The organism is Alicyclobacillus macrosporangiidus CPP55, assembly GCF_000702485.1.
Lineage (GTDB): Bacteria > Bacillota > Bacilli > Alicyclobacillales > Alicyclobacillaceae > Alicyclobacillus_H > Alicyclobacillus_H macrosporangiidus_B.
In genome coordinates, this window is record NZ_JNIL01000001.1 from 745,395 (window position 1) to 769,814 (window position 24,420).

Genomic DNA, 24,420 nt, shown 5'->3' on the forward strand with positions numbered 1-24,420 from the left:
TCCCCAAGGACAGCCGGCGTTCTGGCGGGCGGGCGTCCACCGCTCCCTGCACAGGCCGGGGACGGTGGACGCCGTACACGTCCCGCCAATGGGACAACTCGTTATAATCTATGCACGGCTTCCTTGAAGATGCGCCCCCGCTCCTCAAAGGAGGAAAACATATCCCAACTCGCACACGCCGGAGACAGGAGAACCACGTCGCCCGGTTCAGCGAGGCGGGCGGCCGCCAGCACCGCCTGCTCGATGGCCTGCACCGGCTCCACGGCAGGGACGCCTGCCGCCCGGCACACCGTGGCCAGCGCGGGGCCGGTCTGGCCAAGGACCACCGCGGCCTTCACGCGACGCTGGACTTCTGGCACCAACGGCGAAAAATCGTCTCCCCGATTGAGTCCCCCGGCGATCCACACAATCCGCCCTTCGAATGCCCGGAGCGCCTGAAGCGCGGCAGTGGGATTGGTGGATTTCGAGTCGTTGTAATAGGCAACCCCTCCGACATCGCGCACGAACTCCAGCCGGTGCTCGACTCCGCGGAAACGCCTGAGCACCGCCGCGCAGTCGGAAGGGGATGCCCCCGCTGCCACCGCGATGGCGCACGCGGCCAGGGCGTTCTCCAGGTTGTGCTCGCCCCGCAGGGCGATGGCGTTCACCGGCAGCACCGGCCGGCGCTGGCCCCGTCCGTAGACCACCACCTCGCCGTCCTCGATGCACGCCCCCTCCGCTACGCGCTCTCGCCGGCTGAACCAGGCCACCCGGCAGGACAGGGTCTTCGCCCGCTCACGCAATAGTTGCTGGTCCGCGTTGAGCACCGCGACGTCATCCCCGGTCATGTTTTTGAACATCCGCCACTTGGCGTCGGCGTACGACTCGAAAGTACCGTGGTAGTCGAGGTGGGCCGGGTACAGATTGAGCAGCGCCGCCACGCGCGGCCGAAACGTCTCCACCCCTGCCAGCTGGAAGCTCGACACCTCCAACACCACCGGTTGCTCGGGGCGGACCTGATCGACCACCCCGGCGAACACGCGGCCGATGTTGCCCGCGACCATCGGCGACAGGCCCGCCTCCGCCAGCATATCCCCGACGAGCGTCGTGGTGGTCGTCTTGCCGTTCGATCCGGTGATGGCCACGATAGGCGCCCGGGTCACCCAAGAGGCCACCTCAATTTCCGTGTAAATGGGGATCCCTCGCCGCTGCGCTTCGCGCAGCAGCGGCACGGCGTACGGGATGCCCGGGTTCTTGACGATGAAATCCGGCCGCTCGTCGAGCAGCGACAGCGGGTGGCCGCCGAACAGGACAGTGGCCCCCATCGCCTCCAGTGATTCGGCCTCGGGCTCGTCCGCCTTGCGCTCGCGCCCGTCATTGACGGTCACCCGGCAGCCGCGCTGCAGAAGAAGGCGCGCCACGGCCTCGCCGCTGCGCGCCAAACCTATCACCAATACGCGTTTACCCGCCAATTCCATCGCTGGTCCCCCTCACGCGTCAGTGCGTCAACAGCGCCAAGCCGCCGAACGCACACAGAAATGACGCCAGCCAAAAGCCGATCACCACTTCCCACTCCGACCACCCGGCGAGTTCGAAGTGGTGATGCAGCGGGCTCATGCGAAACACCCGCCGCCCGAACACCTGAAAAGAAAACACCTGGATGATCACCGACAGCGTCTCGACCACGAACACCAGGCCCATCAGAATGAGCCCCAGTTCGCTGTGGGTGAGCACCGCCACCATCGCCAGCGCGCCGCCGATGGCCAGCGACCCGGTGTCACCCATGAACACCTTTGCCGGGTGCCGGTTGAACACCAGAAAACCGAGCAGGGCACCGAACATCGCGGTGCAGAACAGCGACACATCGTATTCCGTATGCCACAGGGCGTATAACGCATAGGCTGCGAACACGGTCGCGGCGGTGCCGGCCAACAGCCCGTCCAACCCGTCCGTCAGGTTGACAGCGTTGGTCGTCGCGAGCAGGATCAACAACAAGAACACGCCGTAGGCGGCCCCGAGCGGGATGACGATGTCGGTGAAAGGCACCGCCACCTGGAAGGGTTGACCAATCTGCGTCCAATGCCACCACAACACCGCGAACACGGCCAGTGTCGCCAACACCTGCAAGGCCAGCTTCTGTCTGGCCGTCAGGCCGAGATTCCGTTTCTTGACCACTTTGATGAAATCGTCGATGAAGCCGATGGCCCCGAACGCCACGGTCGCCAACAGTAAAAGGGCCATCTCCACGCTGTTGGCCGCGAATTTCATCGTCGTCAGGAGCACCGCGCAGACTATCATCACCCCGCCCATCGTGGGGGTACCCGCCTTCGTCTGGTGGTGCTTCGGACCCTCCTCGCGGATCCGCTGGCCGAACTTCAACCGGTGCAGGATGGGGATGCAGATGGGGCCGAGCAGCACCGAGATGGCCAGCGCCGCCGCCGCCGTCAACAGCAGGGCCTGCATGTCCACCCGTCATCCCTCCTTGCGCCCGGCCGCCTCCCCGAAACGGTCCCGCAGGGCCGCCCGGGCCACCTCGCGATCGTCGAAATGGATCTTCTCACGGCCGATGATCTGATAGGTCTCGTGCCCTTTCCCGGCGATGAAGACGACGTCGCCCGGCGCGGCCTCCGCGATCGCCGTGCGGATGGCAGTGGCCCGGTCGGTGATGCGCCGCCATCCCCTCCGGTCCGCCACGCCCGAAACCATGTCGTCGAGAATCCGCTCCGGATCCTCTGTGCGCGGGTTGTCGCTCGTCAAAAGGACCTCGTCACTCCAATCGCAGGCGATCCGGGCCATCACGGGACGCTTCCCGCGGTCGCGGTCGCCGCCGCAGCCCACCACGCACCACAGGCGCCCGTCCGAGAACTCACGCACGGTCGCCAGGGCCTTTTCCAGGCTGTCGGGCTTGTGGGAGTAATCGACGAGCACGGTCACCGGATAGCCTTCTCCCACGCGCTCCAGGCGCCCCGGGACGCCGCGCACCTGAGCGAGGGCCGCCGCTGCGTCCGGAAGCGAAATGCCTTCAATCAACGCCACTGAGAGCGCCGCGAGGGCGTTGTAGACGTTAAAGCGCCCCGTCAGGCGCATCGCCACGTCCGCCTCGCCTGCGAACGAGCGCACATGAAACCGGACCCCATCTGGGCGCACCTGCACGTCGGTCGCCCGCACGTCCGCCTCCCGTTCGATCCCGTAGGTGACGCACTCGACCACCGTCTGCGCCGCCATGTAGGCGCTCGCCTCGTCGTCGGCGTTGAGCACGGCGAAGGACTGGCTCGCGGGATCGTCTCCGTAGACGTTGCCGAGGCGCGAGAACAGCTTGCCCTTGGCCATCCGGTAGCTGTCCATGGTCCCGTGGAAATCCAGGTGATCCTGGGACAGATTGGTGAACACGGCGATATGGTAACGCGTCCCCGCCACCCGGCGCAACTCCAGGGCGTGCGACGACACCTCCATGATGCCGTACCGGCAGCCGCGTTCGGCCATCTCGTGCAGCACCGCCTGCAGTTCCACCGCCTCCGGCGTGGTGTTGACCACCTCTTCGGTGACACCGGCGATCCGCTTGCCGACCGTGCCGTACAGGCCGGTGACGTAGCCGGCTTGGTGGAGGACATGCTCAATCAGATGCGTGACCGTCGTCTTGCCGCTGGTCCCCGTGACGCCGATCACCTGCAGCCGCCGAGACGGGTGTCGGTAGAACACGTCGGCGACGATGGCCGACGCCAAACGCGTGTCCGGCACCACCACCTGCGTCACCGGCAGGTCCAGCGGCCGTTCGACCAACAGCGCGCGCGCGCCTCGCCGGACAGCCTCGGCTGCGAAGTCGTGCCCGTCCACGGTGTAGCCCCGGATGGCGATGAACAGCGCCCCTGGCTCGACCGAGCGCGAATCGGCCGTCAGCGATGTGATCTCCACATCCGCCGGATGAATCCAAGTCCGTTTGAGCAACGGGCGAATCAGGGTCTGAAGTTGCAACCGTGAGCCTCCTTCCGCCTGTCACAGCCCAATCTATGGCTTTCCATCCCGGTTGTCAATCAGCCGGACGGTTTGACGTTCCCCAGATACAGCCGGATGGTCGATCCGTCCGGCACCTTCTGGCCCGCCTGAGGCGATTGCCAGATCACGTATTTGCCGTTGCCCTGCACCTCCGTCTGAAGTTGGGCCCCGCTGGCCAGAGCGGCCCGTCTGGCCTGATCGAGCGTCATGCCGACGAAGTTCGGCACCTCCACCGTCGGAGTGTCGTTCCACTTGGGCTTCTTCGGCAACCCCTGAGTGCTCTTCGGCACGCCGAGGTAGGCCAGGCTGTCCGCCAGAATGCGCCCGACGATCGGCGCCGCAATCTGCCCGCCGAACACCGGCCGATCCTTCGGATGCGGATTGTCGATGGCGATGTACGCGACCAGTTTCGGATCGTCCGCCGGAGCCATCCCGATGAACGAGACGATGTAATGACCTGGCTCATAGCGCCCGTTTTTCGCCACCTGCGCCGTCCCCGTCTTGCCGGCCACCCGGTAGCCCTCGACGTACGCGTTGGTCCCGCTGCCGTTGGCGACGACGCTCTCCAGCGCCTGCCGCACCTGGGCAGCAGTCTGCTCGGAGATCACCCGTCGTACCACCGCCGGGTCGACGGTCTTGACCACCTCGCCGGTCTCGTGGTCGAGGATGGCCTTGACGACGTGCGGCTGCATCAAGAGCCCGCCGTTGGCCACCGCCCCGACGGCCATCACCTGCTGGATGGGGGTGACCGATACGCCCTGTCCGAACGCGGTGGTCGCCAGCTCGAGGGGGCCCACCTGATTCAGCTTGAAGAGGATGCCGTTGCCCTCTCCCGGCAGGTCGATCCCCGTCTTCGACCCGAACCCAAACTTGCGGATGTATGAGAACAGGGTCTGCTTGCCCAGCCGTTCGCCGAGCGCGATGAAGCCCGGGTTGCAGGAGTTCTCCACGACGTTGAGGAACGACTCCGAGCCGTGCCCGCCCGCCTTCCAGCACTTGATGCGGTGTCCAGCTACCTCGTAGTAGCCGGGATCGTAGAAACGGTCGTTGAGGTTTACCTTGCCCTCCTGAAGGGCAGCCGACAGGGTGACGACCTTGAAGGTCGACCCGGGCTCAAACGTCTGCCAAATGGCCAGGTTTTGGTTGTATGTGTTGGGTGGGAAGTCCTGCCAGTGGCTTGGATCGAAACTCGGATAGTTCGCCATGGCGAGGATCTCGCCGGTCTTCGGGTCCTCGACGATGGCCGTCGCCCGGTCCGGGGTGTATTCTGCCACCGCCTGCTCGATCTCCCGCTCGACGAACTGTTGGATCCCCACGTCCAGTGTCAGCTGCACGTCCTGGCCATCCACAGGCGGCACGTACTGCTCCCCCGTGTCCGGCATCCGTTCGCCGTTGGCCTGCGCGAACAGGGTGATGGATCCCCGCTGGCCCTGCAGGACGCTGTCGTACTGTTTTTCGATCCCGGTGATGCCCTGGTTGTCCGCCCCGGTGATGCCGAGCACCTGCGCCGCCAGGGTCCCGAACGGGTACACTCGTTTCCCCTTTTCGCTGATGTACACCCCCGGGATCCCGAGGGCCCGGACCGCCTCCGCCTGCGCCTCCGTGATCCGCCTGTCGCCCGGCGCCAGGTACACCAGCAGTTGGCGCCGGCCGAGCAGATCCCGCACCTTCTGCTCCGGCATCCCAAGCACGGAGGCCAGCTTGGCCGCCGCGGCGTCCTTGTCCTTGACCTGGCGCGGCACGGCGATCACGGTCGGCGCCGTCGCGGTGTAGGTCAGGACCTTCCCGTTGCGGTCGAGGATGGAGCCGCGCTTGCCCTCCAGCGGGATGTCTCGCCGCCACAGGTCGTACGCCCGCTGGGTCAGCCACGGCGACTGCACGGTCTGGATGTACGCCAGGCGGGCGATCAACGCCCCGATGGCGGTGATCAGGCCGAGCATCAACAGGACGAAGCGCCGCCGCATCATGCCCCGCGTCACTCGCACAGCCGTCGCCTCCTGCCGTTGTTGTCTGCAGCATCATTCCTATGCGGACAATCTGTCGGCTAGAAGGGGATGTCCGCGGGCGTGTGCCCGCGGACATCCGGATGACGGTGTGAAACGTGTTGCCGGCCGACATGGGGCTCATGCGTGACCGCAGCGCGGGCTCGTCCCGCCTAGGTGCCGTTGCCCGCCCCGCTGCTCACCCCGGTACCGGTCGCCCCGCCCGACCGGTTCCATTGGCCACGGCACGGTCCGCTGCGGCGGCTGCCGCGGCAGACACTGGATCGGCCGGCGGCTGGAAGGTGACCGTCACCTGGGCACCGGGGGAGACCGGACGGCCCGGCGGGATCGACTGGCTGACCGCGAAGCCAGTTCCCTTCGGCACCAGCTGTGCTCCCAGGGCCGCCAGGATGTTGCCCGCCTCCCGCATCGAGGTGCCCGTCAGATCGGGCATCACACTGCTGCCGCCCGGCCCGCCGCCCAGGTTGACGTAGACCGTGTCCCCCTGAGCGACCTCGATGCCCGGTTGGGGCCACTGATGGACGACCGTCTGCCCGTTGCCGAAGAACTGGCCTTTGAGCCCTGCCTGAGCCAAGGCCTTTTCCGCGGCCACCCGGGACCTTCCGGACAGATTCGGCGTCTGGACGTAGTGCACCGTCGGGGCCGGGACCGAGGCAACCTTGACCTGATCCGGGTGATCGGGCGGCACGTGCGCGTACTGGAGGCACTCCTGCAACAGATCGCGTGCGGCCGGCGTGGCGATGGTGCTGCCCCAGGTGTTGTCGAGCGCCGTCTTCGGCCAGTACAGCGTGACGAACACCTCGAAGCGCGGGTGGCTCGCCGGCGCGTAGCCGATGAACGAGACAATCAGACGGTCGCTGTAGTACCTGCCCGTCTTCGGATCGGCCACGTTGGCGGTGCCCGTCTTCCCGGCGACGTCGTAGCCGGGGATCTTGCCGGTGTCGTCGATGCCCTGCGTGATATCGAGGACGAGCGTGTCGCTGACCTGTTTGATCACGTCGGGCGGCGCCACCTGCGGATTGAGGACGGTCGGCTGGATCTGCTTCACGACCTTCCCGGTGGCGGGATCGATGATGGCCTTTGCCAAATGCGGTTGCAACAGCTTCCCCCCGTTGGCGATCGCGCCGTAGGCCGCGATCTGCTGCATCGGGGTGACGGCGATGCCCTGACCGAAGCCGGAGGTCGCCAGCTGCACCTGGTGGCGCGACGATGGCGGGAAGATAATGGAACTGGCCTCTGCGGGCAGGTCCACCCCGGTCTTGTTCAGGAAGCCGAAAGCCTGCATGTAGTGCAGGAGGTTATCCCAACCGAGCTTGAGCGCCACGGTCGCAAACCCCACGTTGCTCGAATACTCCAGCGCCTGGCGGAACGTGATGGTGCCCCACCCCTTGCCGTTCCAGTCGCCGATGCGATGTCCGGCCACCGTGATGGAGCCCGATTTCACCGTTTGATCGAGCGTGATCGACTTCGTCGCCAGACCGGCGGTCAGCGTGATGGCCTTAAACGTCGATCCCGGCTCGAAGGCGTCGTTGACCGCCCAGTTGTCCGATAACGCCTTCGGGTCGGCGGTCGCATAATGGTTGGGATCGTACGACGGGCGGCTGGCCATCCCGAGAATTTCACCCGTGTTCGGATCGGTGATGATAATCGCCGCGTGCTCAGGGTGGTACTTGTCGACCAGTTCGTTCATCTTACTCTCGACGAATCCCTGGATGGTCTCGTCGATGGTCAGTTCGACGTTCTGCCCGGGTTCGGGCGACTTCGTCACCTGCACCGTCGTCTGCAACGGAAATCCCCAATTGTCCTTGGCATAGGTCATCTCCCCGTCGTGCCCAGACAGGACGCTGTTGTACTGGGCCTCAAGGCCCGCGGCACCGACGCCGTCCCGGTTGACATAGCCGAGCGTGTTCGACGCGAAATCCCCGTACGGATAGAAGCGCTCCTGCGTCGGCGTGAACGTCACGTCCTGCAGATGCGCCTTTCCGATGGCCTGGAGAATCTGATCCTTGGCCGGCTGCAGGACGGGTTCCGGCCAGCGCACCCAGTGGGGACTGCGCTGCAGGACCCCGAGCACTTGATTCGCCGGCTTGCCGAGGATCGGGGATAGCTGCCCGGCCAATTGGGACAGGTCAGAGAAACCGCCGGTTCGGATGTCCAATAGATAGGCGGGCACGTCGTACGCCAGACGGTGCCCGTTGCGATCGAGCAACTCCCCTCGCTGGGCCAGGACCGGCTGCGTCGCGTGCTGAACTTCGGCGGCCTGCGTCAAGAGCTTCGGTCCGAATGCGCCCTGGACATATAAGATCCGGACGGCGACGCCGCCGACAGCGAGCACCGACAGAGCCTGCATCCAGATCACGCGCCGGCGGTGCCGCCGGCTGCCGCGCTGCAGGCGGGGTTCACCTTGGGTGTGCCGCAACTGCGCCCACCACCCTGTCAGTGACCGGCCGTGCCGGGGACAATCTGCACAGGGCTGGCATAGCGCGCACCCAGTTTCTCCGCCTTGGACAGGATGCGATCCGGCTTGCTCAAGGTGTCCACCTGCGCGGCCAGGGTGGCGTTCTCCGCCGACGCCCGTTGGATCTGGGTCTGCAGCCGATCAATTTGGTTGCTCATCTGCTGGATGGCCGCTCCGGTGCTGGCCACGAACCAAACCACCCCGGCCGACAGTGCGATGCACGCCAGAGTGGAGATACGCTCCCAACGCGTCCACCGCCGCGTCTGGACAGCCGCCCCCCGCTGCGCCTCACGGCGCGAAGCGGGGGCCGAGGGTCTGTGCACCCGTACGTCCTCGGCCACGGCTCGGTTAAATGCCTGCATGATGGATACCTCCTCACGCTCGCCTGTGTCACAATCGCTCCAGGATGCGCAGTTTGGCGGAGCGCGCCCTCGGGTTGTCCGCGACCTCCGCCTCACTCGGCACAATCGGTTTTCTCGTCACCAGCCTCGCCTGTGCCGTCCGACCGCAGGTGCACACCGGAAAATCCGGCGGGCACACGCATCCTTGGCACCATTCGGCGAACCGCTTCTTCACCAGACGGTCTTCGAGCGAATGAAAGGTGATCACCGCCAGTCGCCCGCCGTGCGCGAGCACCGCAAATGCGCCTTCCAGCCCTTCCCGAAGCGCGCCCAACTCATCGTTCACCGCGATCCGAAGCGCCTGGAACACCCGCCGGGCGGGATGCGGCCCGCTGCGGCGGGCGGGTGCCGGAATCGCCTCCCGCACGATCTCAGCCAGCTCGCCGGTCGTCTCGATGCGGCCCATCTCCCGCCGCCGCCCGATGGCCCGCGCCACCCGGCGGCTGAACTTCTCCTCGCCGTACTCAAAGAAGATCCGCGCCAGTTCCTCCTCGCTCGCCTCGTTGACCAGATCCGCCGCCGTCAGCGCCTGCCGGCGGTCCATGCGCATGTCGAGGGCCGCATCGTGGCGGTAACTGAAGCCCCGTTCCGCTTCATCGAACTGGGGCGAGGAGACTCCGAGATCGAACACCACACCGTCCACTGGGCCAAATTGGGCCCTCTCAACGCATCGCCGGACATGGCGAAAGTTCTCCTGCACCAGGATCACCCGGTCCCCATAAGGCTTGAGCCGCTCGCCGGCATGGGCGATGGCGGCCTCGTCCTGATCGAGGGCCAGGAGGCGTCCGGACGGCGCGCTGGCTTCGAGGATGCGTTGCGCGTGGCCGCCGCCCCCGAGCGTGCAGTCGACGTAGCGCCCCCCGTCGCGCGGCGCCATCCCTTCCACGGTCTCTTCCAGCAACACGCTGACGTGTACGAAAGATGTCAATCCGTTCATCTCCCTGCCCGGTCGCGCACGCGCGGGTCACAGATCGAGATCGACCAGTTTTTCTGCGATCTCGGCGAACGACTGCGACGCCTCCTCCGCGTACGACGACCACAGGGCGTGGCTCCAAATTTCAACACGATTCGACACGCCGAGGACAACAACATCTCTGTCGAGCTTCGCGTAGTCCCGCAGTCCGGCCGGAATCAGTACACGCCCTTGCTTGTCCGGCTCGCACACGGTTGCCCCCGAGAAGAAGAAACGTACAAACGCCCTGGCGTCGGCCCGTGTCATGGGCAGGCGCTTCAACTTCGCCTCTAACGTCTCCCACTCGGACATGGGGTATACGAATAGACAGGTGTCGAGGCCGCGGGTCATCACGAACGATGGCCCCAGCTCGTCGCGAAATTTCACGGGCAGAGTGACACGGCCCTTTTCGTCCAGCGTGTGCTGGTACTCGCCCATGAACACGCGACCCTCACCACCTCACCCCAGTAGTCCACTTTGCCCCACTTTCCCCCACTGCTCACCACTGTGGTATGGTTTTCGCCCCACACGGAAAAATTCCTGCATCTGCGCCGACGATTTTTCGAAAAATCTTGCTCGACGGCCTGGACGCCTTCGAAGGCGTGGAGATCCAAACAAAAAAACACCCCGCCGGTGTACCCCGGCCGGGTGGTTCGTCCACGACATCCACAGCGATATTCGTTTGCCGCAGCCTCAGGGAGTCCTGGCGGCCTTCCCCTCACAGGCGCACGTGGTAGACCGCGCCGGCTTGGGTGAAGTCCCCCCAAAACGGGAGCTCCCTCAACCAGGCGACGCCAAAGCGCGTCCAGATGTTCAGCGGGCACAGGCGGCGCTCCTGAGCGCTGCCGTCCGTCCACAGCCAACGCTCGATGTGCCGCAACTGCCGTACCTCCGCCTCGTGCCGGAGCTCGAACAGCCGGCGCGCCTTCGCCTGCGTACGTGCGATGCCCGCCTTCTCCCGTTCCAGCTGCCGGTGCGCGATGGCCGCCACCTGCGGACCGAGATCCGCGAGGGCATCGGCGAACGCTCGCCACCGGCGTTCGCTCTCCCGCACAAACCCAGCCGTCGCCTCGGCCACCCGGTCAATCCCCAGACGGCTCAGCGCTGGCGAAACCAAATCCACGGGCCGCGAACCAATGTCATCTGAAACGGCCCATTTCTCCATGTTGCGCACCACGCTCGGCGGGTACAGCTGCACGCGATCCCGCAGGACGAGCGGCGGCAGGAGATGTCCATGCTCATGAAACACACCGCGCGCCAATGCATGGTACGCGATCTCCGCCGGTCCCCCCACATACGCGAGGACCGGCAGCAGCGTGTCCTGGACCACAGGCCGCAGGAGCACGTTTGCGCTGAAAGCGGTCGGACGCTCCTCCGCCAGGCGCAGCCAATCCTCTGCCGGCAAACGCAGGGCCAGCCCGCGCGCCTGCAGGTGGCCGCCGCCCGCGTCCTCGAGGACGAAGCGGCGCCCCCGTTCATCCACATAGAACAAGGTTGTGTTCGCAGCGTCCCGGACCACGGCCGGCTCGACGCCAAGCCGCTCCACAGCCGCATACGCTTCGTCCAGCGCCACCTGCACCGCTTCCCGGCGTGAGATGGCACACCGCCAAACCGGGCGCGCCAATTGCCGCAATTCCGGCAAGCAAGGATCGAGCACCACCAACCCCAGGGGTTCCACCAGGCGCCACAAGAGGCGGGCGAACCACTCCGCCATCGTACCACCCGGGGGAAATGCCTCCCGGATGCCGGCCAGCACATCCGCCTTGTCCGGCGCCTCTGGCAGCCAGGTGTACGCCTCCTCCAGGACCCGCTCCACCTCGGCCAGCGTCGGCCGGACGTGGTGCACCATCTGGCGTTCCTGCACGTGCGTCGTCAAGTGCAAGCGACGCACCTCGTCGGCCCCGTCGAGGACATAGGCGTGGTTGACCTCGGCCCAGTCGTGGTCTTCGGAGGCCACCCAGAAGATCGGCACCACCGGCCGCCCCAACGCCTGTTCCAAACGGTGCGCCAAACCGATGGCGCTCAGCGCCTTGTAGACGGTGTACAGCGGTCCGGTGAACAGGCCGGCCTGTTGCCCCGTGACGACCACCACGCTCTCCGGATCGCGCAGGCGGGCCAGTTGGGCCATGGCCGGCGCCGGCGCCCCCAGGCGCGTCATGTACGCTTCCAGAGCGCGGACCAGCGCCTCCCGATGCGCAGCCGGAAACCGCGGCAGCAGGTCCTCCGCACGCGTCCGATAGGTCTCGACCCGGTGCGGATCCTGCCCGTCAAACAGATGGGCCACCGTTCCAAAGGATTGCTGGTGAAGGTCGGTCAACCGGTTCCCGCTGGCCTCCGGTCTCCGTGTCCACTCCATGGCTCCCTCTCCCCCCTCTTCACCGCCCTCAATAGGCACGCTGATACGGCTGGGGGACCGACACCGGCTTGTTCAACCTCCGGGCCGCGTTGTGTGCCCAGTGCTTGTCGCGCAAAAAGCCCCGCGCCACAGCCACCATGTCTGCGCGCCCCTCCTGCACGACCGAGTCGGCCATCAGCGGGTCATCGAGCATGCCGACGCTCGCCACGACCGCGCCGGTGGCGCGCTTGATGGCGTCCGCAAACGGCACCTGGTACCCGGCGTACGCCTTGGGGGCCACCGGCAAGTTGCCGCCCGAACTCACGTCGATGACGTCCACGCCCGCCTCCAAGAACGCCCGGCAGTACAGGATCATGTCGTCCATGGTGTACCCATCGGGGCTGTACTCCGAGCCGGAGACCCGGATGAACACCGGCATGTCCTCGGGCACCGCCGCGCGCACCGCGCGCACCACCCGCAACGGGAAGCGGAGCCGGTTCTCCGGTGAACCCCCGTACGCGTCCGTCCGCCGGTTGCTCAGAGGAGAGAGGAATTGATGCAACAGATACCCATGGGCGGCGTGAATCTCGATGACGTCGAAACCGGCCCGCACCGCACGTTTGGCCGCCGCCGCAAAAGCCTGTTCGATCGCATCCAGGTTCTCTTCGTCCAGTGCCACGGGCTTTTGGTAGCGCTCGCTGAACGAGATCGCCGATGGGGCGACAATCGATTCGGTCAAGTCGGCCTTCCGTCCGGCATGAGCCAGCTGGACGCCGATCTTGGTGCCCCATCGATGCGCAAAATCGACTACGCGAGCCATGCCCTCTACCTGCTCATCCGACCACAGGCCGAGGTCCCGCTCGCTGATCCGGCCGCGGGACTCCACCGCCGTGGCCTCGACGAACATCAATCCCGCACCGCCCAGGGCGAGAGAACCGTAATGGACGATGTGCCAATCGTTGACCCGACCGTCCGGGCCCGCTTGGTACTGGCACATCGGAGAGACGATCACGCGGTTCTTCAAGGTCACACCGCGCAGCGTGATAGGATCAAACAATTCGGGCATGCGTCCACTCCCTCTCTGTCTGTCGCGCACAGTTGCGCCCTATACAGGATACACCGGATGGCGGCGGCGGCCAAAATCCAGGCGCTTCGATCGGTACACCTGGAGCCTGGCCGACAGCTCCGTGCGCAGCCGGTCCGGATCGACCACCGCGTCCACCACCAGTTCCGACGCCAGGCGAAAGATGTCGATGTCCTGCCGGTACTCCTCCCGCTTGGCGGCAACGAACGCCGCGCGCTCCGACTCCGGCAGCTCTTGAATCTTGTTGCTGTACACCGCGTTCACCGCCGCCTCCGGCCCCATTACGGCGATCTGCGCATTCGGGAACGCCAGGCAGCAGTCCGGTTCGAACGCTGGCCCCGCCATCGCGTACAGCCCGGCCCCGTACGCCTTGCGGACGATCACGCTGATCTTCGGCACCGTCGCTTCCGACACAGCGGCAATCAACTTGGCGCCATGGCGGATAATTCCGGCGCGCTCCACCTTGGTCCCAATCATGAAGCCGGGCACGTCCGCCAAGAACACCAAAGGGATCTGGAACGCGTCGCAGAGGGTGATGAAACGGGCCGCCTTGTCGGATGAGTCGACGAACAGCACCCCGCCCTTGACGCGAGGCTGGTTGGCGACGATGCCGACCACCTGCCCGCCGATCCGTCCGAGGCCGGTGATGATCTCGGGCGCGAACAGTTTCTTAATTTCATACCACGATCCGGCGTCGATCAATCGGTCGATGACCTCATACATATTGAAAGGCGCGTTCTGGTTCTCGGGGATCACCTGGGACAGCGGCCGATCGAACGGGGCCGGGTCCCGGGGCGGCGCCACCGGTGGCGTCTCCTCCCAGTTGGATGGCAGGTAGGACAGGTACGCCCGCGCGGACGCGATGGCCTCCTGCTCGTCTGCCACCAGGACGTCCCCGCAACCGCTGACCGTGCAGTGCATGCGCGCGCCGCCCATCTCCTCGAGCGTCACCTTCTCTCCGATGACCATCTCCGCCATCCGGGGTGAGCCCAGATACATGCTGGCGTTTCCCTCGACCATGATGACCAGATCGCAAAACGCCGGGATGTAGGCCCCGCCCGCCGCCGAGGGACCGAACAGGACGCAGACCTGCGGGATCGACCCGGACAGGCGCACCTGATTGTAAAAGATCCGCCCCGCCCCGCGCCGGCCGGGGAACATCTCCACTTGGTCGGTGATGCGCGCCCCCGCCGAGTCCACCAGGTACACCAGCGGAATGCGCATCTTCTCCGCCGTCTCCTGGATGCGGATGATTTTCTCGACCGTACGCCACCCCCAGCTGCCCGCCTTTACCGTACTGTCGTTGGCCATGACCGCCACGGGACGGCCGTTCACCCGTCCGATGCCGGTGACCACTCCGTCGGCCGGGAGATCGTCCGCCAGACAGTTGGCGAGCAGCCCGTCCTCCGTCTCCAGGCCGTCGTCGAACAGAAGCCGCAATCGATCGCGCACGAACAGCTTGCCGGAAGCCCGGTTCTTCTCATGATGGCGCGGCGGCCCTCCCGCCTTCGCCCGCGCCTCCCGCTCTGCAAGGGACTCCCGCAGTGCCTCGTTGGCCATGACGCCACCCCCGTGAGGTTTCATCTGTATCGCGCCCCGTGTACCGCTGGGTACACAGCACAGACTTGTATTCGTCCCGCGTGTTCTCTCGCCTAGCGGCCCTGATAGCGCGGCTTGCGCTTCTCCGCGAAGGCGGCCAGCCCTTCCCGCCGGTCTTCGGTGGGAATGACGCGCTCGTACGCCTCCCGCTCCAGCGCCAAGCCGGTGGCCAGATCGGCGTTTAGACCGTGATCGATCGCAAATTTTGCCTGCCGCACCGCCACCGGGCCGTTTTGCGCGATCTCTTCGGCCAGCGCCCGCGCGGCGCGCCACGCTTCCCCCTCTGGCACCACCTGATTGACGAGTCCGATGGCCAACGCCTCCTCGGCCGGGATCCTCCGCGCCGTGAAGATCAGTTCCTTCGCTTTCGCCACCCCGACCAGCCGCGGCAGGCGTTGGGTACCACCGGCCCCGGGGATGATGGCGAGGCTTGTCTCGGTCAGGCCGAGGCGCACCCCACGCGCCGCCACACGCAGGTCGCACGCCATCGCCAGTTCCAAGCCCCCGCCAAAGGCCGATCCCTCCAGCGCCGCGATGACCGGCATCGGCAGCGCGGCCACCTGTTCGACGACCCCGCGGATGCGATCCACCGTCCGCCGCACCTGCCCCTCGTCCATACCGCGGCGCTCCTTCAGATCCGCGCCGGCGCAAAACACCTTGTTCCCCGCCGCGGTGAGGATGACGGCGCGTGTCTCCGGATCGTGCCGAAGGTCGTCCAATGCCACTTGGAGCGCATCGAGCAACGCCACGGACAGGGCATTGGCGGCTTCCGGACGGTTCAGGGTGAGGGTGACCACCCCGCCATCCGCCTCCCGCAACAGCACGGCGTCAGCCACGGTCCGCCACCTCCGGATCGCGACCCGCCCCGACGCATGCCACGGCCTGCCCGCGGCGAACCGCGCGGGCGTGGCTCGCGAGCGGCTTCCCGAGGGCCTTCTCGAGCCAATCCGTGGTCTCGGCCAACACAGCCTCGTCCACCCCTGTCGGAACGCCCATCCGGTGCAGCAAATACACCACGTCCTCCGTCGCCACATTGCCGGTGGCCCCGGAGCATACGGGCAGCCGCCGAGGCCCCCCACCGACGCGTCGAACCGCCGGATCCCCGCCGTCATCCCGGCAACGATGTTCGCCAAGGCCGTCCCACGCGTATTGTGAAAATGCAGCGCCACCTGATTCAGGGATACCTCCCGTGCCAGCGCCGAAACGACGTCCGTGACCTGCGTTGGGACAGCGACGCCGATGGTGTCCCCGATGGACAGCTCATCCACGCCCAGCTCCAGCAGGCGGCAGGCGATGCCCACGACCTGCTCCACCGCCACCGGGCCCTCGTAGGGGCATCCGAAGGCCGTCGACACATAGCCGCGCACCGGCAGGCCTGCTGCCTTCGCGCCGGAGATGACCGGTGCAAGCACTGGAAATGTGTCGGAGATGGACTTGTTGATGTTCTTCCGGTTGTGCGTCTCGCTGGCCGACAGGAAGACGTTTACGCCCCCGACCCCGGCCTGCAGGGCGCGCTCCAGCCCCCGCTCGTTGGGGACCAGGGCGCTGTACACCACCCCCGGGCGGCGCTCGATGCGCCGCATCACCTCGTCGGCGTCCGCCAGTTGCGGGATCCATTTGGGGTGCACAAAACTGGTCACCTCGATGTACCGGAACCCCGCACCGGCCAATCGGTTGACCATCTCCACCTTGACCTCGGCCGGAACCGGGCGCGCCTCGTTCTGCAACCCGTCCCGCGGACCGACCTCGTACAAGCAAACCGCCTCCGGTAGGCTCATCGTCCCGTCCTCCCCTGCCTCAGGGCTCCAACTCCAGCAACAGTTCGCCCTCGTCGACGAACGCGCCCTCCTGGACGGTGATGCGGCGGACCGTCCCCGCCGCCTCCGCGGCCACGGGTACCTCCATTTTCATCGACTCCAACACGACCACATCTTGGCCCGCCGAGACCGAATCGCCCACGTTTACCAACACCTGCAGCACCGTTCCAGCCATACTCGCCCGGACCTCCGCCATCTGTGCGTCACCCTCTCTGTCCGTCTGTGCGCGCTGATCCTTCATTCTGCAAGGAAGCGATGAAATCTGTCGTCGTCTGCCCTTCTGAAAACGCTTGCGAAGAAGCGATGCGTCGAAGGAGCGGAAGGTTCGTCTGGATCCCCTCGACCACGTACGCATCCAGGGCTCGGCGTAACCGGTGCACCGCCTCGGCGCGGTCCCGGCCGTGCACAATCAACTTGCCGATCATCGCGTCGTAATAGGGCGTCACTTTCGATCCGCTGACGACACCGACGTCATTCCGAACCCCGTCGCCCTCGGGCAGTGCCAACCTCGTGATGGTGCCCGGCGACGGGAGCATGCGCACTGGGTCCTCGGCGTAGACCCGGCATTCGATGGCGTGCCCTTCGCACCGCAGGTCCTCCTGCCGGAACGGCAACGGTTCACCCGACGCCACCCGCAGCTGCCACTCCACCAGGTCCAGTCCGGTGATCATCTCCGTCACCGGATGCTCCACCTGCAGGCGGGTGTTCATCTCGAGGAAATAGAACCGTCGCTCTGCGTCCACCAGAAACTCGACGGTCCCCGCGTTCACGTAGCCAATGGCCGACGCCGCCGCCATCGCCGCCTCACCCATCCGCTGGCGCAACGGATCGTCCACAAAAGGCGAGGGAGCTTCTTCCATCACCTTTTGGTGCCTTCGTTGGATGGAGCACTCGCGCTCCCACAGGTACACACCGTGGCCGTGACCGTCGAACAGCACCTGGATCTCAATGTGCCGTGCCGGCCGGATGCGCTTCTCGAGAAACAGAGTCCCATCCCCAAAGTACGCCTGGGCCCGCTGCGCATTGGCGGAAAACGCCCGCGTGAGCGCCTCTGGTCCGTCCACCACCTGCATCCCGATCCCGCCGCCGCCGGCCGACGCCTTGACCATCACGGGATAGCCGAGGCGTTCCGCTGCCTCCAGGGCTTCCTCCAGGCTTGCGAGGCCCGCTTCGGTCCCCGGCACCACCGGCACCCCCGAGGCCATCAGCCGCTGGCGCGCCTCCACCTTGCTCCCCATGGCGGCGATCGCCTCCGGGCTCGGTCCGACGAAAACGAGGCCAGCGTCCCGGCACGCCTGGGCGAATCCTGGGTTCTCGCTGAGAAAACCGTACCCCGGATGAACGGCGTCGGCGCCCGTCTGTCGTGCGGCATCCAGAATCGCTTCAATGCGCAGATAACTCTGGGCGACCGGGGGCGGACCGATCCGCACCGCCTCGTCGGCCTCCTGCACGTGGGGCGCGTCCGAGTCTGCGTCCGAATACACCGCCACCGTCGCCACGCCCAGCCTCCGGCACGTGCGCAGGATGCGCCGCGCGATCTCTCCGCGGTTGGCAATCAGAAGCTTTTGAACCAACGGCCTGCCTCCTCTCCCTTCGCTCCCATTTAGCGTATCAGGAACCGAAAGGCTTTGCAAAAACCGCACTCAAAGACCACTGAACGTGCATGGGTGCATTGGTGGGCAGCGGTGGTTGTGCTACAATCATGCACTGTACCCACGGGACGCCCCTGCTTGCGGATCCGCCGGTGATCCTCCCGCCGGCCAGCCGGGGCGCACGCTGACAGGCAGGTGTCGCCGATGTCCGATTTCATCGCTCATTCCACCACCCGGCCCTTGTTCGGGCAACTGGCCATCGTCACCGGTGCCTCCCGGGGCATCGGGCGATCCATCGCTCTGGCACTGGGCAGGGCTGGCGCCCACGTGGTGGTCAACTACCGGAGCTCGCGGGAGGCCGCGGAACAGGTGGTCCAGGAGATCCGCGCGACCGGCAGCAAGTCGTACGCTGTGCAGGCCGACGTCACCGACCCGGCGCAGGTCGAGGCCCTGATGACCGCCGCCACCGGTTTCGGAATCCCTCGCATCCTCGTGAACAATGCCGGTATCGCCAGCGCGCGCCTGCTCCTCGACACCACGCTCGAGGAATGGGAGCAGCTGATCAAAAGCAATTTGACGGCGCCCTTCCTGTGCACGAAGGCCGTTCTGCCTCACATGCTGCGGGCGCGCTACGGCCGGATCATCAACATCTCGTCCATCTGGGGCATCACGGGAGGTTCGTACGAAGTGGCGTACTCCGCCACCAAAGGCGGCATCCTCGCCTTTACGAAAGCGCTGGCCAAAGAGGTCGCCCCCTCCGGCATCACCGTGAACGCGGTGGCGCCCGGAGCCATTGAGACCGACATGCTTAAGCGTTTGTCGGCCGAAGATCGACAGGCCCTCGCCTGCGAGACGCCGGTGGGCCGGCTTGGCCGCCCGGAGGACGTGGCCCACGCCGTCCTGTTTTTGGCATCCCCTGCCGCGTCGTACGTGACCGGCCAGGTTATCAGCCCAAACGGCGGACTGGTCACCTGAACCCGCCGAATCTCTGCATCTCCCCTGCAGTATTGCAACGCAACGGGCCCTCCAGCGCTCGGAGGGCCCACGCTCAGGCGATCGGGTGCCACCAGTAGGCGTATACCCCCCAGAACATCGCCGCCGCCGCGAGGGCAATCACCCCGGCGACCAGCATCCCCTTCCAACTGCGGGCGATAGAGACCAACAATCCCCCGAGGATCGGCGCCCGCACCGGCGGATAGGCGGCGTGATACGCCTCCTCCCCTTCGGTGAACTGGCGCCGAAGATCTTGTTGCCGCTTGTCCATTCGAACCACCTCAGACCCATCATGCCCACCCTGGGGCCCGATCATCACACCCACGGACGTCCGCCCGAGCACGGACAATGTCCGCCTTCATCTGATGCGGAGAGAGCACCGCACCCACCTCCCGGGTCGGCGGCGGACGCGCCCCGCTGTCGGCCCAGCCTTACGTTCCAACCCGTGAATCCTACTCGGAAGGAGATGCGCACGTGACCACGTCCCGGCACGGCTATTTCCGAACAACCCGCGCTCCATCCCGCTCCCGCCGGAGGCGCCGCCGAACGCGCTGGTCGACACCTCCCCTGATGCGCGCCGTGGAGCGGGAGGCACGACGCCTCGGACTGGAACCTGAGTCCTTCCTTCGATCGGCGGTGGCCATGTCCCGGCAGTTGCGCGCTCTGATGCCGAAGGGCGCCACACTTCCAAAGGAGTTGCCGTCGTGGCTGGAAAGTCCATGGATGGGGGCCGTCCTCACCGCCATCGTGCCCACCCTGGTGCAAGCGCTGCAGTCAGGCGACATCGATGCCCTGCTGAAAGTATTCGGCAAGGGGGCCGGCGACGCCGCACCCGAACCCGGGCTGCCAAACGACACCAAGCCCGGGCAGGCCCCGGAGCCAGCCTCTCCCGTGGCGCCGAGCCCAAATACGAGCCCACCCGGTACCGTCCCAGGGACACCTGTGCGTCCGCGCCAGGATTCCGCCTATACCTTGCCCGTAGACTGGGATTGGTTCTGATTTCCATCACCAGCCGGCGCGAGCTGAACCCCGAAGCGCCGCAGGTGCAGACGAACGTTCACCTGCACGTCGGAATCCTTCAGCCGGTCCTCCCAGGGGTACGAGATATACGCCTGATGAGTCGGGAACAGGTGCCGCGCATGCAACGACACGGGGACCACATCGCACTGATACCGGTTGAGCAGCAGTTGCAGAACACTCGTAAACCGGCCCGCCAGCTCCTCGTTGAGCGCCTGTTCCACGCGCAAGCGCGTCTGTGGCAGGGAGTAGTTGGCACTCCCCTTCATCGTCGCCACGTCCGCCTCAATCGGAACCAGAACGCGAATCTTCATCGGATCCCCGAGCGTGACGGTATAGACCGGGGTCCGCTCCGCCTTCAGAGCCAAAGTCAAAAACTGTCCTTTCGTCAGGGGATCCGGAAGCGTCATCTGTGGACGCTTGATTCGCCCCTGAAGGATGGCGAGGAGCATCGCCTGTTGGCCGTCGATGGTGCCCACCAGCTTGCCCTCCTTGAACAGGGCCGCGCCCATCCACTCCACCGGGTTCCCGCCGCTGCGAGCGACTCGGCCCGGCGAGAAGGACATCGGTTGCCCCCCTTCCTCCTGCTCACCCTGCGGGTTTTCTTTGACTGCCTGGTTGACGGAGAAGATTGGCATGATCGCAGCCATGTGGTGCTCCGATGAAGCGGTCACAAAATCGTGCAACGACACGATCGGAAACAGGCCGGTCCGTTGACCCACGTCCGCGATGCTGTCCGGCATGCGCGTCGGAGAATGCTCCAACACGGGCTTGTCTGCCGCGATGATGTCGTGCGCGCGGCCATGGGCCACACCCAGATACAAACTCGGTCGAAACTCCCGAAACCGCGTCATCGCCTGGAGTTCGTCGGACAACCCCTCACGGGCCAAATCCTCGCCGAAGATGACCTGCCCCAGATGGGTCAGGGACATGGTGCGCTCGACACTGGAGTTGGCGATGGTCAGCGCCTCCACGATGTTGTGCCCTCGAAAGGTGACAGGTCCCGTCCCGGCTAACGGCGTGCCTCCCCCTTTGCCGCCGGAAGACGTCGCCGGGTTCTCTGGCAGGGCGATGCGAAACGTGCAGTCGATGAGCCCGTCCGGCGCTTTGTCGATGCCGAGGGTGGTGACAAACGCTTGCTGCTCCAATTCCTTACGGTCATAGCATCCGCTGGTCAGCCCGCACACCGCCGCGAGGGCGGCGATGGTGCACCAGCGCGCAGGCCTTGTCCGTTTTCCCATGCTGCCTCACCCCGCATAGATTGGCACTGAATACACACGGCCATACAAGTCGGAATTGTGGTACCATGGGGGAAGACGGGCATGGCGGATCGCATGCTCTGCCGGGTAAGGAACGGCCGAGAGGAGGGATAGGGTGGACCCCGTCGTCGAGCGGTTGAAAGTGAACTTCAAGACCTTGGAGGAGTTCCGCAGGTTTCGCGAATACGGCCTCGAGGAGCTCTCGATGTACGAAGACCTGCAGGCCAACATGATTGAGAACGATGCGGACTCGCCGTTCTACGGGGTGTACGAAGACGGCCGGCTGGTGGCGCGCATGAGCTTGTACCCCATCAGCGCCCGCTTCGACCGGTATTTCACGCCCCCGCGAGACCACCTGGAACTGTGGAAATTGGAGGTCTTGCCCGGGTACAAAGGGAAGGGCTACGGACGCGCGCTGGTGCAACACGCACAGTCGTTCGGATTGCCCATCAAGACCAACGTCCGCTGCGGGGCCCATGAATTCTTCACGAAACTCGGATTTTATCCGGTCAAATACAACCCGGAACGAGACCACGGCCAAAATCCTTACCTCTGGCTGCCCCCTGAGGAACCCCAGCCGGCGTCACCGTGAAAAGAAGCGGGTCGTCCAGAGGGACAACCCGCTTCATCTGTCCGCCGATCGGCAGAGCCGTCATTCCGCCTGTTGGGCTGGCAAGTCACTGGCCACTCTCTCCAGATTGCCGTACTCGTCAATCCGGTACATGAACCCGCCGCTGACAACCTCGCCATCGAGGAACGCCGCCTTACGCGCACGTTCAAAGATTTCCACCAACGCCCGGTAATCTTGGACAACCACTTGGTGATCGCGGCGCAGCCGCTCCAACTCGGTGAGGACCTCCCGATGCGTGCGCTCCAGGGACTCGTACTTCTCCTTCCACTCGTTGCACTCCCGTTGCGCCGCCCGCCAGCGGGAGGCCCAGTGCTGCGCTGTGTTCTTCTCCTGGCGTAAGAATCGCAGCACTTGCGCCCAACTCATCAAGGTCGCCGTCGGGTGGTCATAATCGCCGCCCTCCAACTGGGCCTGAATTTTGGCGGACTTGCGTGCCTTCCGGTCCTGCTTGGCCAGTTCTATCTGACCTCTGTACTGTTTGCGCACACACGCGTTCCAGCGAAACCCGCAGGCGGCCGCGGTGCGGCCGAGCTTTCGGCTGGCCTCGTTGAATCCCGCCAGCTGGGTGCTGCCCTCGCGGATGTGCTTCAGCACGACCTCCGCCAGAATGGCGTCGTCTTCAGACGTCCAGGCATCTTGTCTCATGGTCCGTACGGTTTGTTTCATGTCGATGTTCCTCCCGCCATTACGCCCGTTGACGTTTCAAATGACAGAAACTAACTCTAGTGATTCCCCATCAAGAGAGGGGATATACACGGAACGTCAAAAAAACCCGCTCTCGGAAGAGAGCGGGTATCGTCAACGAGCGCCGGACATCCGCCGCGACCGGATGGACCGCCAGCCCAGCCGGCGGTAGACGGCCGGCTCACCGGCGTCCGCGAAGGTGATCACCGCCACCCGGCCGGCGTCCCGCCGCGGTTTCCCCCCTAGCATACGCCAGAGTGCGATCGCCAAGGTCAACCAACGGCTGCGCAGCACTGCCTGCCACAATCCGTACAGCATCAGCAGCCATTTGGCCGTACGGTACACGGCGCGCAATCCACCCATCAGCATCACCCCTTGCCGGCGGATGTGTCCGCACGCAGGATTAGCTTGTACGTATACCGCACCCGTCAATCGGCAATCGAGTCCTCGGCATGAAAGGTCTTCATCGTCGTCCGCGCTACGGCACCCTCGACCAACTCTTCCACCGGAAGGTGCTCCTCAGCCGCTTCCGCCTCCTCGACTCTCGGCTTCGTGCGCGGGTTCGGCGGCACGAAGATGGTGCAGCAGTCCTCGTACGGCAGGATGGAGGTCTCGTACGTGCCGATCTCGCGCGCCATGCGGATGATCTCCACCTTGTCCATGCCCACGAGCGGACGCAGCACCGGCAGGTTGGTCACTGCATTGATGGTGCGCATGCTCTCCAGCGTCTGGCTCGCCACCTGGCCCAGGCTCTCCCCGGTCATGAGGGCTAAAAGCCCCCGATCCTGGGCGATCCGGTCGGCGATCCGCAGCATCATCCGCCGCATGATGGTGATGTACAGCGGCGCGGGGCAATGTTTGCGGATGGCGGTCTGCACGTCCGTGAAGTGTACCGTGTGCAGCGTCACCGGACCGCCCCAGCCGGCGAGGATCTGGGCCAGCGTTTCCACCTTTTCCAGCGCGCGTTCGCTCGTGAAGGGAAAGCTGTGAAAGTGAATCGCCTCCAGGGTCACGCCCCGCTTCATCCCGAGCCACCCCGCCACGGGGCTGTCGATCCCGCCGGACAACAGCAGCCCGGCCTTTCCCGCGGAGTGAGCGGGCATCCCCCCGACCCCCGGGACGACACGTCCGTACACATGGGCCTCCTCGTCCCGGATATGGATATATACCGTCACATCCGGGTGATGCACGTCCACGCGCCACTGCGGCAGGGCCCGCAGGCAGGCCCCGCCCACCTCGTCCGCCACCTGCGGGGAGTTGAGAGGGAAGCGTTTGTTGGTCCGCTTCACTTCCACTTTGAATTTGGGCGGGCGTCCGGTGGGTGTCTCGGTCGATTGAAGGACGCGAATGGCGGCGGATCGAAACGCGTCCAAATCCAGGTTCACGACCTCCACCGGGCTCAGGGAGGTCAGGCCGAAGACTCGCCGCAATCGCTCCAGAATGGGTTCCACCGGCTCATCCTCGAGGGTGATCATCACCCGCCCCGCGATGCGCTCGGCCTTGGCGCCCGGCCAAGGGCGCAGGGCCGCACGAATGTTCCGCAGGAGCAGGCGCTCGAACTCGGACCGGTTCTTGCCCTTCAGACTCATCTCGCCGTAGCGGGCGACAATGTGCTGGACCAAC

General features: G+C 65.7%; 22 protein-coding genes and 1 pseudogene. 3 read left to right on the forward strand and 20 right to left on the reverse strand.

Annotated features, from left to right (window positions below; all coding sequences use genetic code 11):
• Positions 1-101: 101 nt before the first annotated feature.
• From murD to N687_RS0104000, 15 genes and pseudogenes are all read right to left on the reverse strand, one after another.
• Positions 102-1,457, reverse strand: coding sequence for a UDP-N-acetylmuramoyl-L-alanine--D-glutamate ligase (gene murD, locus N687_RS0103930; RefSeq protein WP_029420616.1), 1,356 nt, complete (start codon positions 1,455-1,457; stop codon positions 102-104).
• A gap of 19 nt (positions 1,458-1,476) precedes the next feature.
• Positions 1,477-2,448, reverse strand: coding sequence for a phospho-N-acetylmuramoyl-pentapeptide-transferase (gene mraY / locus N687_RS0103935; protein WP_029420617.1), 972 nt, complete (start codon positions 2,446-2,448; stop codon positions 1,477-1,479).
• A gap of 3 nt (positions 2,449-2,451) precedes the next feature.
• Positions 2,452-3,951: a UDP-N-acetylmuramoyl-L-alanyl-D-glutamate--2,6-diaminopimelate ligase gene (locus N687_RS0103940; protein ID WP_051662924.1), complete on the reverse strand. Its 1,500-nt coding sequence runs from the start codon at positions 3,949-3,951 to the stop codon at positions 2,452-2,454.
• 59 nt (positions 3,952-4,010) lie between these two features.
• Positions 4,011-5,936, reverse strand: a complete 1,926-nt coding sequence (locus N687_RS0103945) for a stage V sporulation protein D (RefSeq protein ID WP_029420619.1) — start codon at positions 5,934-5,936, stop codon at positions 4,011-4,013.
• 217 nt (positions 5,937-6,153) lie between these two features.
• Positions 6,154-8,394 carry a penicillin-binding protein gene (locus tag N687_RS0103950; protein WP_051662925.1) on the reverse strand — a complete coding sequence of 747 codons (2,241 nt, stop codon included), beginning with the start codon at positions 8,392-8,394 and terminating at the stop codon, positions 6,154-6,156.
• 17 nt (positions 8,395-8,411) lie between these two features.
• Positions 8,412-8,795, reverse strand: coding sequence for a septum formation initiator family protein (locus tag N687_RS0103955; protein WP_029420621.1), 384 nt, complete (start codon positions 8,793-8,795; stop codon positions 8,412-8,414).
• A 28-nt stretch (positions 8,796-8,823) separates the two neighbouring features.
• Positions 8,824-9,762 carry a 16S rRNA (cytosine(1402)-N(4))-methyltransferase RsmH gene (rsmH, locus tag N687_RS0103960; RefSeq protein WP_269320482.1) on the reverse strand — a complete coding sequence of 313 codons (939 nt, stop codon included), beginning with the start codon at positions 9,760-9,762 and terminating at the stop codon, positions 8,824-8,826.
• 36 nt (positions 9,763-9,798) lie between these two features.
• Complete coding sequence (mraZ, locus tag N687_RS0103965) at positions 9,799-10,230, reverse strand: division/cell wall cluster transcriptional repressor MraZ (RefSeq protein ID WP_029420623.1); 432 nt, start codon at positions 10,228-10,230, stop codon at positions 9,799-9,801.
• 274 nt (positions 10,231-10,504) lie between these two features.
• Positions 10,505-12,142 carry a bacillithiol biosynthesis cysteine-adding enzyme BshC gene (gene bshC / locus N687_RS0103970; RefSeq protein WP_029420624.1) on the reverse strand — a complete coding sequence of 546 codons (1,638 nt, stop codon included), beginning with the start codon at positions 12,140-12,142 and terminating at the stop codon, positions 10,505-10,507.
• A 28-nt stretch (positions 12,143-12,170) separates the two neighbouring features.
• Complete coding sequence (locus N687_RS0103975; protein WP_029420625.1) at positions 12,171-13,187, reverse strand: NADH:flavin oxidoreductase/NADH oxidase; 1,017 nt, start codon at positions 13,185-13,187, stop codon at positions 12,171-12,173.
• A 39-nt stretch (positions 13,188-13,226) separates the two neighbouring features.
• Positions 13,227-14,765 carry an acyl-CoA carboxylase subunit beta gene (locus N687_RS0103980; protein ID WP_029420626.1) on the reverse strand — a complete coding sequence of 513 codons (1,539 nt, stop codon included), beginning with the start codon at positions 14,763-14,765 and terminating at the stop codon, positions 13,227-13,229.
• Positions 14,766-14,857: 92 nt separating this feature from the next.
• Positions 14,858-15,640, reverse strand: coding sequence for an enoyl-CoA hydratase (locus N687_RS0103985; RefSeq protein ID WP_029420627.1), 783 nt, complete (start codon positions 15,638-15,640; stop codon positions 14,858-14,860).
• A pseudogene (locus N687_RS20640) lies at positions 15,633-16,582 on the reverse strand (hydroxymethylglutaryl-CoA lyase). The gene N687_RS0103985 and the pseudogene N687_RS20640 overlap by 8 nt, the downstream one beginning before the upstream one ends.
• Before the next feature lie 19 nt (positions 16,583-16,601).
• Positions 16,602-16,817: an acetyl-CoA carboxylase biotin carboxyl carrier protein subunit gene (locus N687_RS0103995; RefSeq protein ID WP_029420628.1), complete on the reverse strand. Its 216-nt coding sequence runs from the start codon at positions 16,815-16,817 to the stop codon at positions 16,602-16,604.
• 7 nt (positions 16,818-16,824) lie between these two features.
• Positions 16,825-18,195: an acetyl-CoA carboxylase biotin carboxylase subunit gene (locus N687_RS0104000; RefSeq protein WP_029420629.1), complete on the reverse strand. Its 1,371-nt coding sequence runs from the start codon at positions 18,193-18,195 to the stop codon at positions 16,825-16,827.
• Positions 18,196-18,417: 222 nt separating this feature from the next.
• Here N687_RS0104000 and ymfI point away from each other — a divergent pair, with 222 nt between their 5' ends.
• Positions 18,418-19,188, forward strand: coding sequence for an elongation factor P 5-aminopentanone reductase (gene ymfI, locus N687_RS0104005; RefSeq protein ID WP_051662926.1), 771 nt, complete (start codon positions 18,418-18,420; stop codon positions 19,186-19,188).
• A 73-nt stretch (positions 19,189-19,261) separates the two neighbouring features.
• Here ymfI and N687_RS20645 read toward each other — a convergent pair whose 3' ends face one another.
• Positions 19,262-19,477, reverse strand: coding sequence for a hypothetical protein (locus N687_RS20645; RefSeq protein WP_029420631.1), 216 nt, complete (start codon positions 19,475-19,477; stop codon positions 19,262-19,264).
• A gap of 203 nt (positions 19,478-19,680) precedes the next feature.
• Between N687_RS20645 and N687_RS22805 the strand changes: the two genes are divergently transcribed.
• On the forward strand, positions 19,681-20,205 hold the full coding sequence (locus tag N687_RS22805) for a hypothetical protein (RefSeq protein WP_156040023.1): 525 nt from the start codon (positions 19,681-19,683) through the stop codon (positions 20,203-20,205).
• Here N687_RS22805 and N687_RS0104020 read toward each other — a convergent pair.
• Positions 20,172-21,464: a Ger(x)C family spore germination protein gene (locus tag N687_RS0104020; RefSeq protein ID WP_051662927.1), complete on the reverse strand. Its 1,293-nt coding sequence runs from the start codon at positions 21,462-21,464 to the stop codon at positions 20,172-20,174. The genes N687_RS22805 and N687_RS0104020 overlap by 34 nt on opposite strands.
• A gap of 133 nt (positions 21,465-21,597) precedes the next feature.
• On the opposite strand from N687_RS0104020, the gene N687_RS0104025 reads away from it, so the two are divergent.
• Positions 21,598-22,074, forward strand: a complete 477-nt coding sequence (locus N687_RS0104025) for an N-acetyltransferase (RefSeq protein ID WP_029420634.1) — start codon at positions 21,598-21,600, stop codon at positions 22,072-22,074.
• Between the two features lie 60 nt (positions 22,075-22,134).
• On the opposite strand, the gene N687_RS0104030 is transcribed toward N687_RS0104025, so the two are convergent.
• The 3 genes from N687_RS0104030 to thiI all read right to left on the reverse strand — a co-directional run bounded on the left by N687_RS0104030 (position 22,135) and on the right by thiI (position 24,419).
• Positions 22,135-22,779: an RsfA family transcriptional regulator gene (locus tag N687_RS0104030; RefSeq protein ID WP_231493393.1), complete on the reverse strand. Its 645-nt coding sequence runs from the start codon at positions 22,777-22,779 to the stop codon at positions 22,135-22,137.
• Positions 22,780-22,911: 132 nt separating this feature from the next.
• Positions 22,912-23,160, reverse strand: a complete 249-nt coding sequence (locus tag N687_RS0104035) for a hypothetical protein (RefSeq protein ID WP_029420636.1) — start codon at positions 23,158-23,160, stop codon at positions 22,912-22,914.
• A gap of 65 nt (positions 23,161-23,225) precedes the next feature.
• Complete coding sequence (gene thiI, locus N687_RS0104040; RefSeq protein WP_029420637.1) at positions 23,226-24,419, reverse strand: tRNA uracil 4-sulfurtransferase ThiI; 1,194 nt, start codon at positions 24,417-24,419, stop codon at positions 23,226-23,228.
• Position 24,420: the final 1 nt, after the last annotated feature.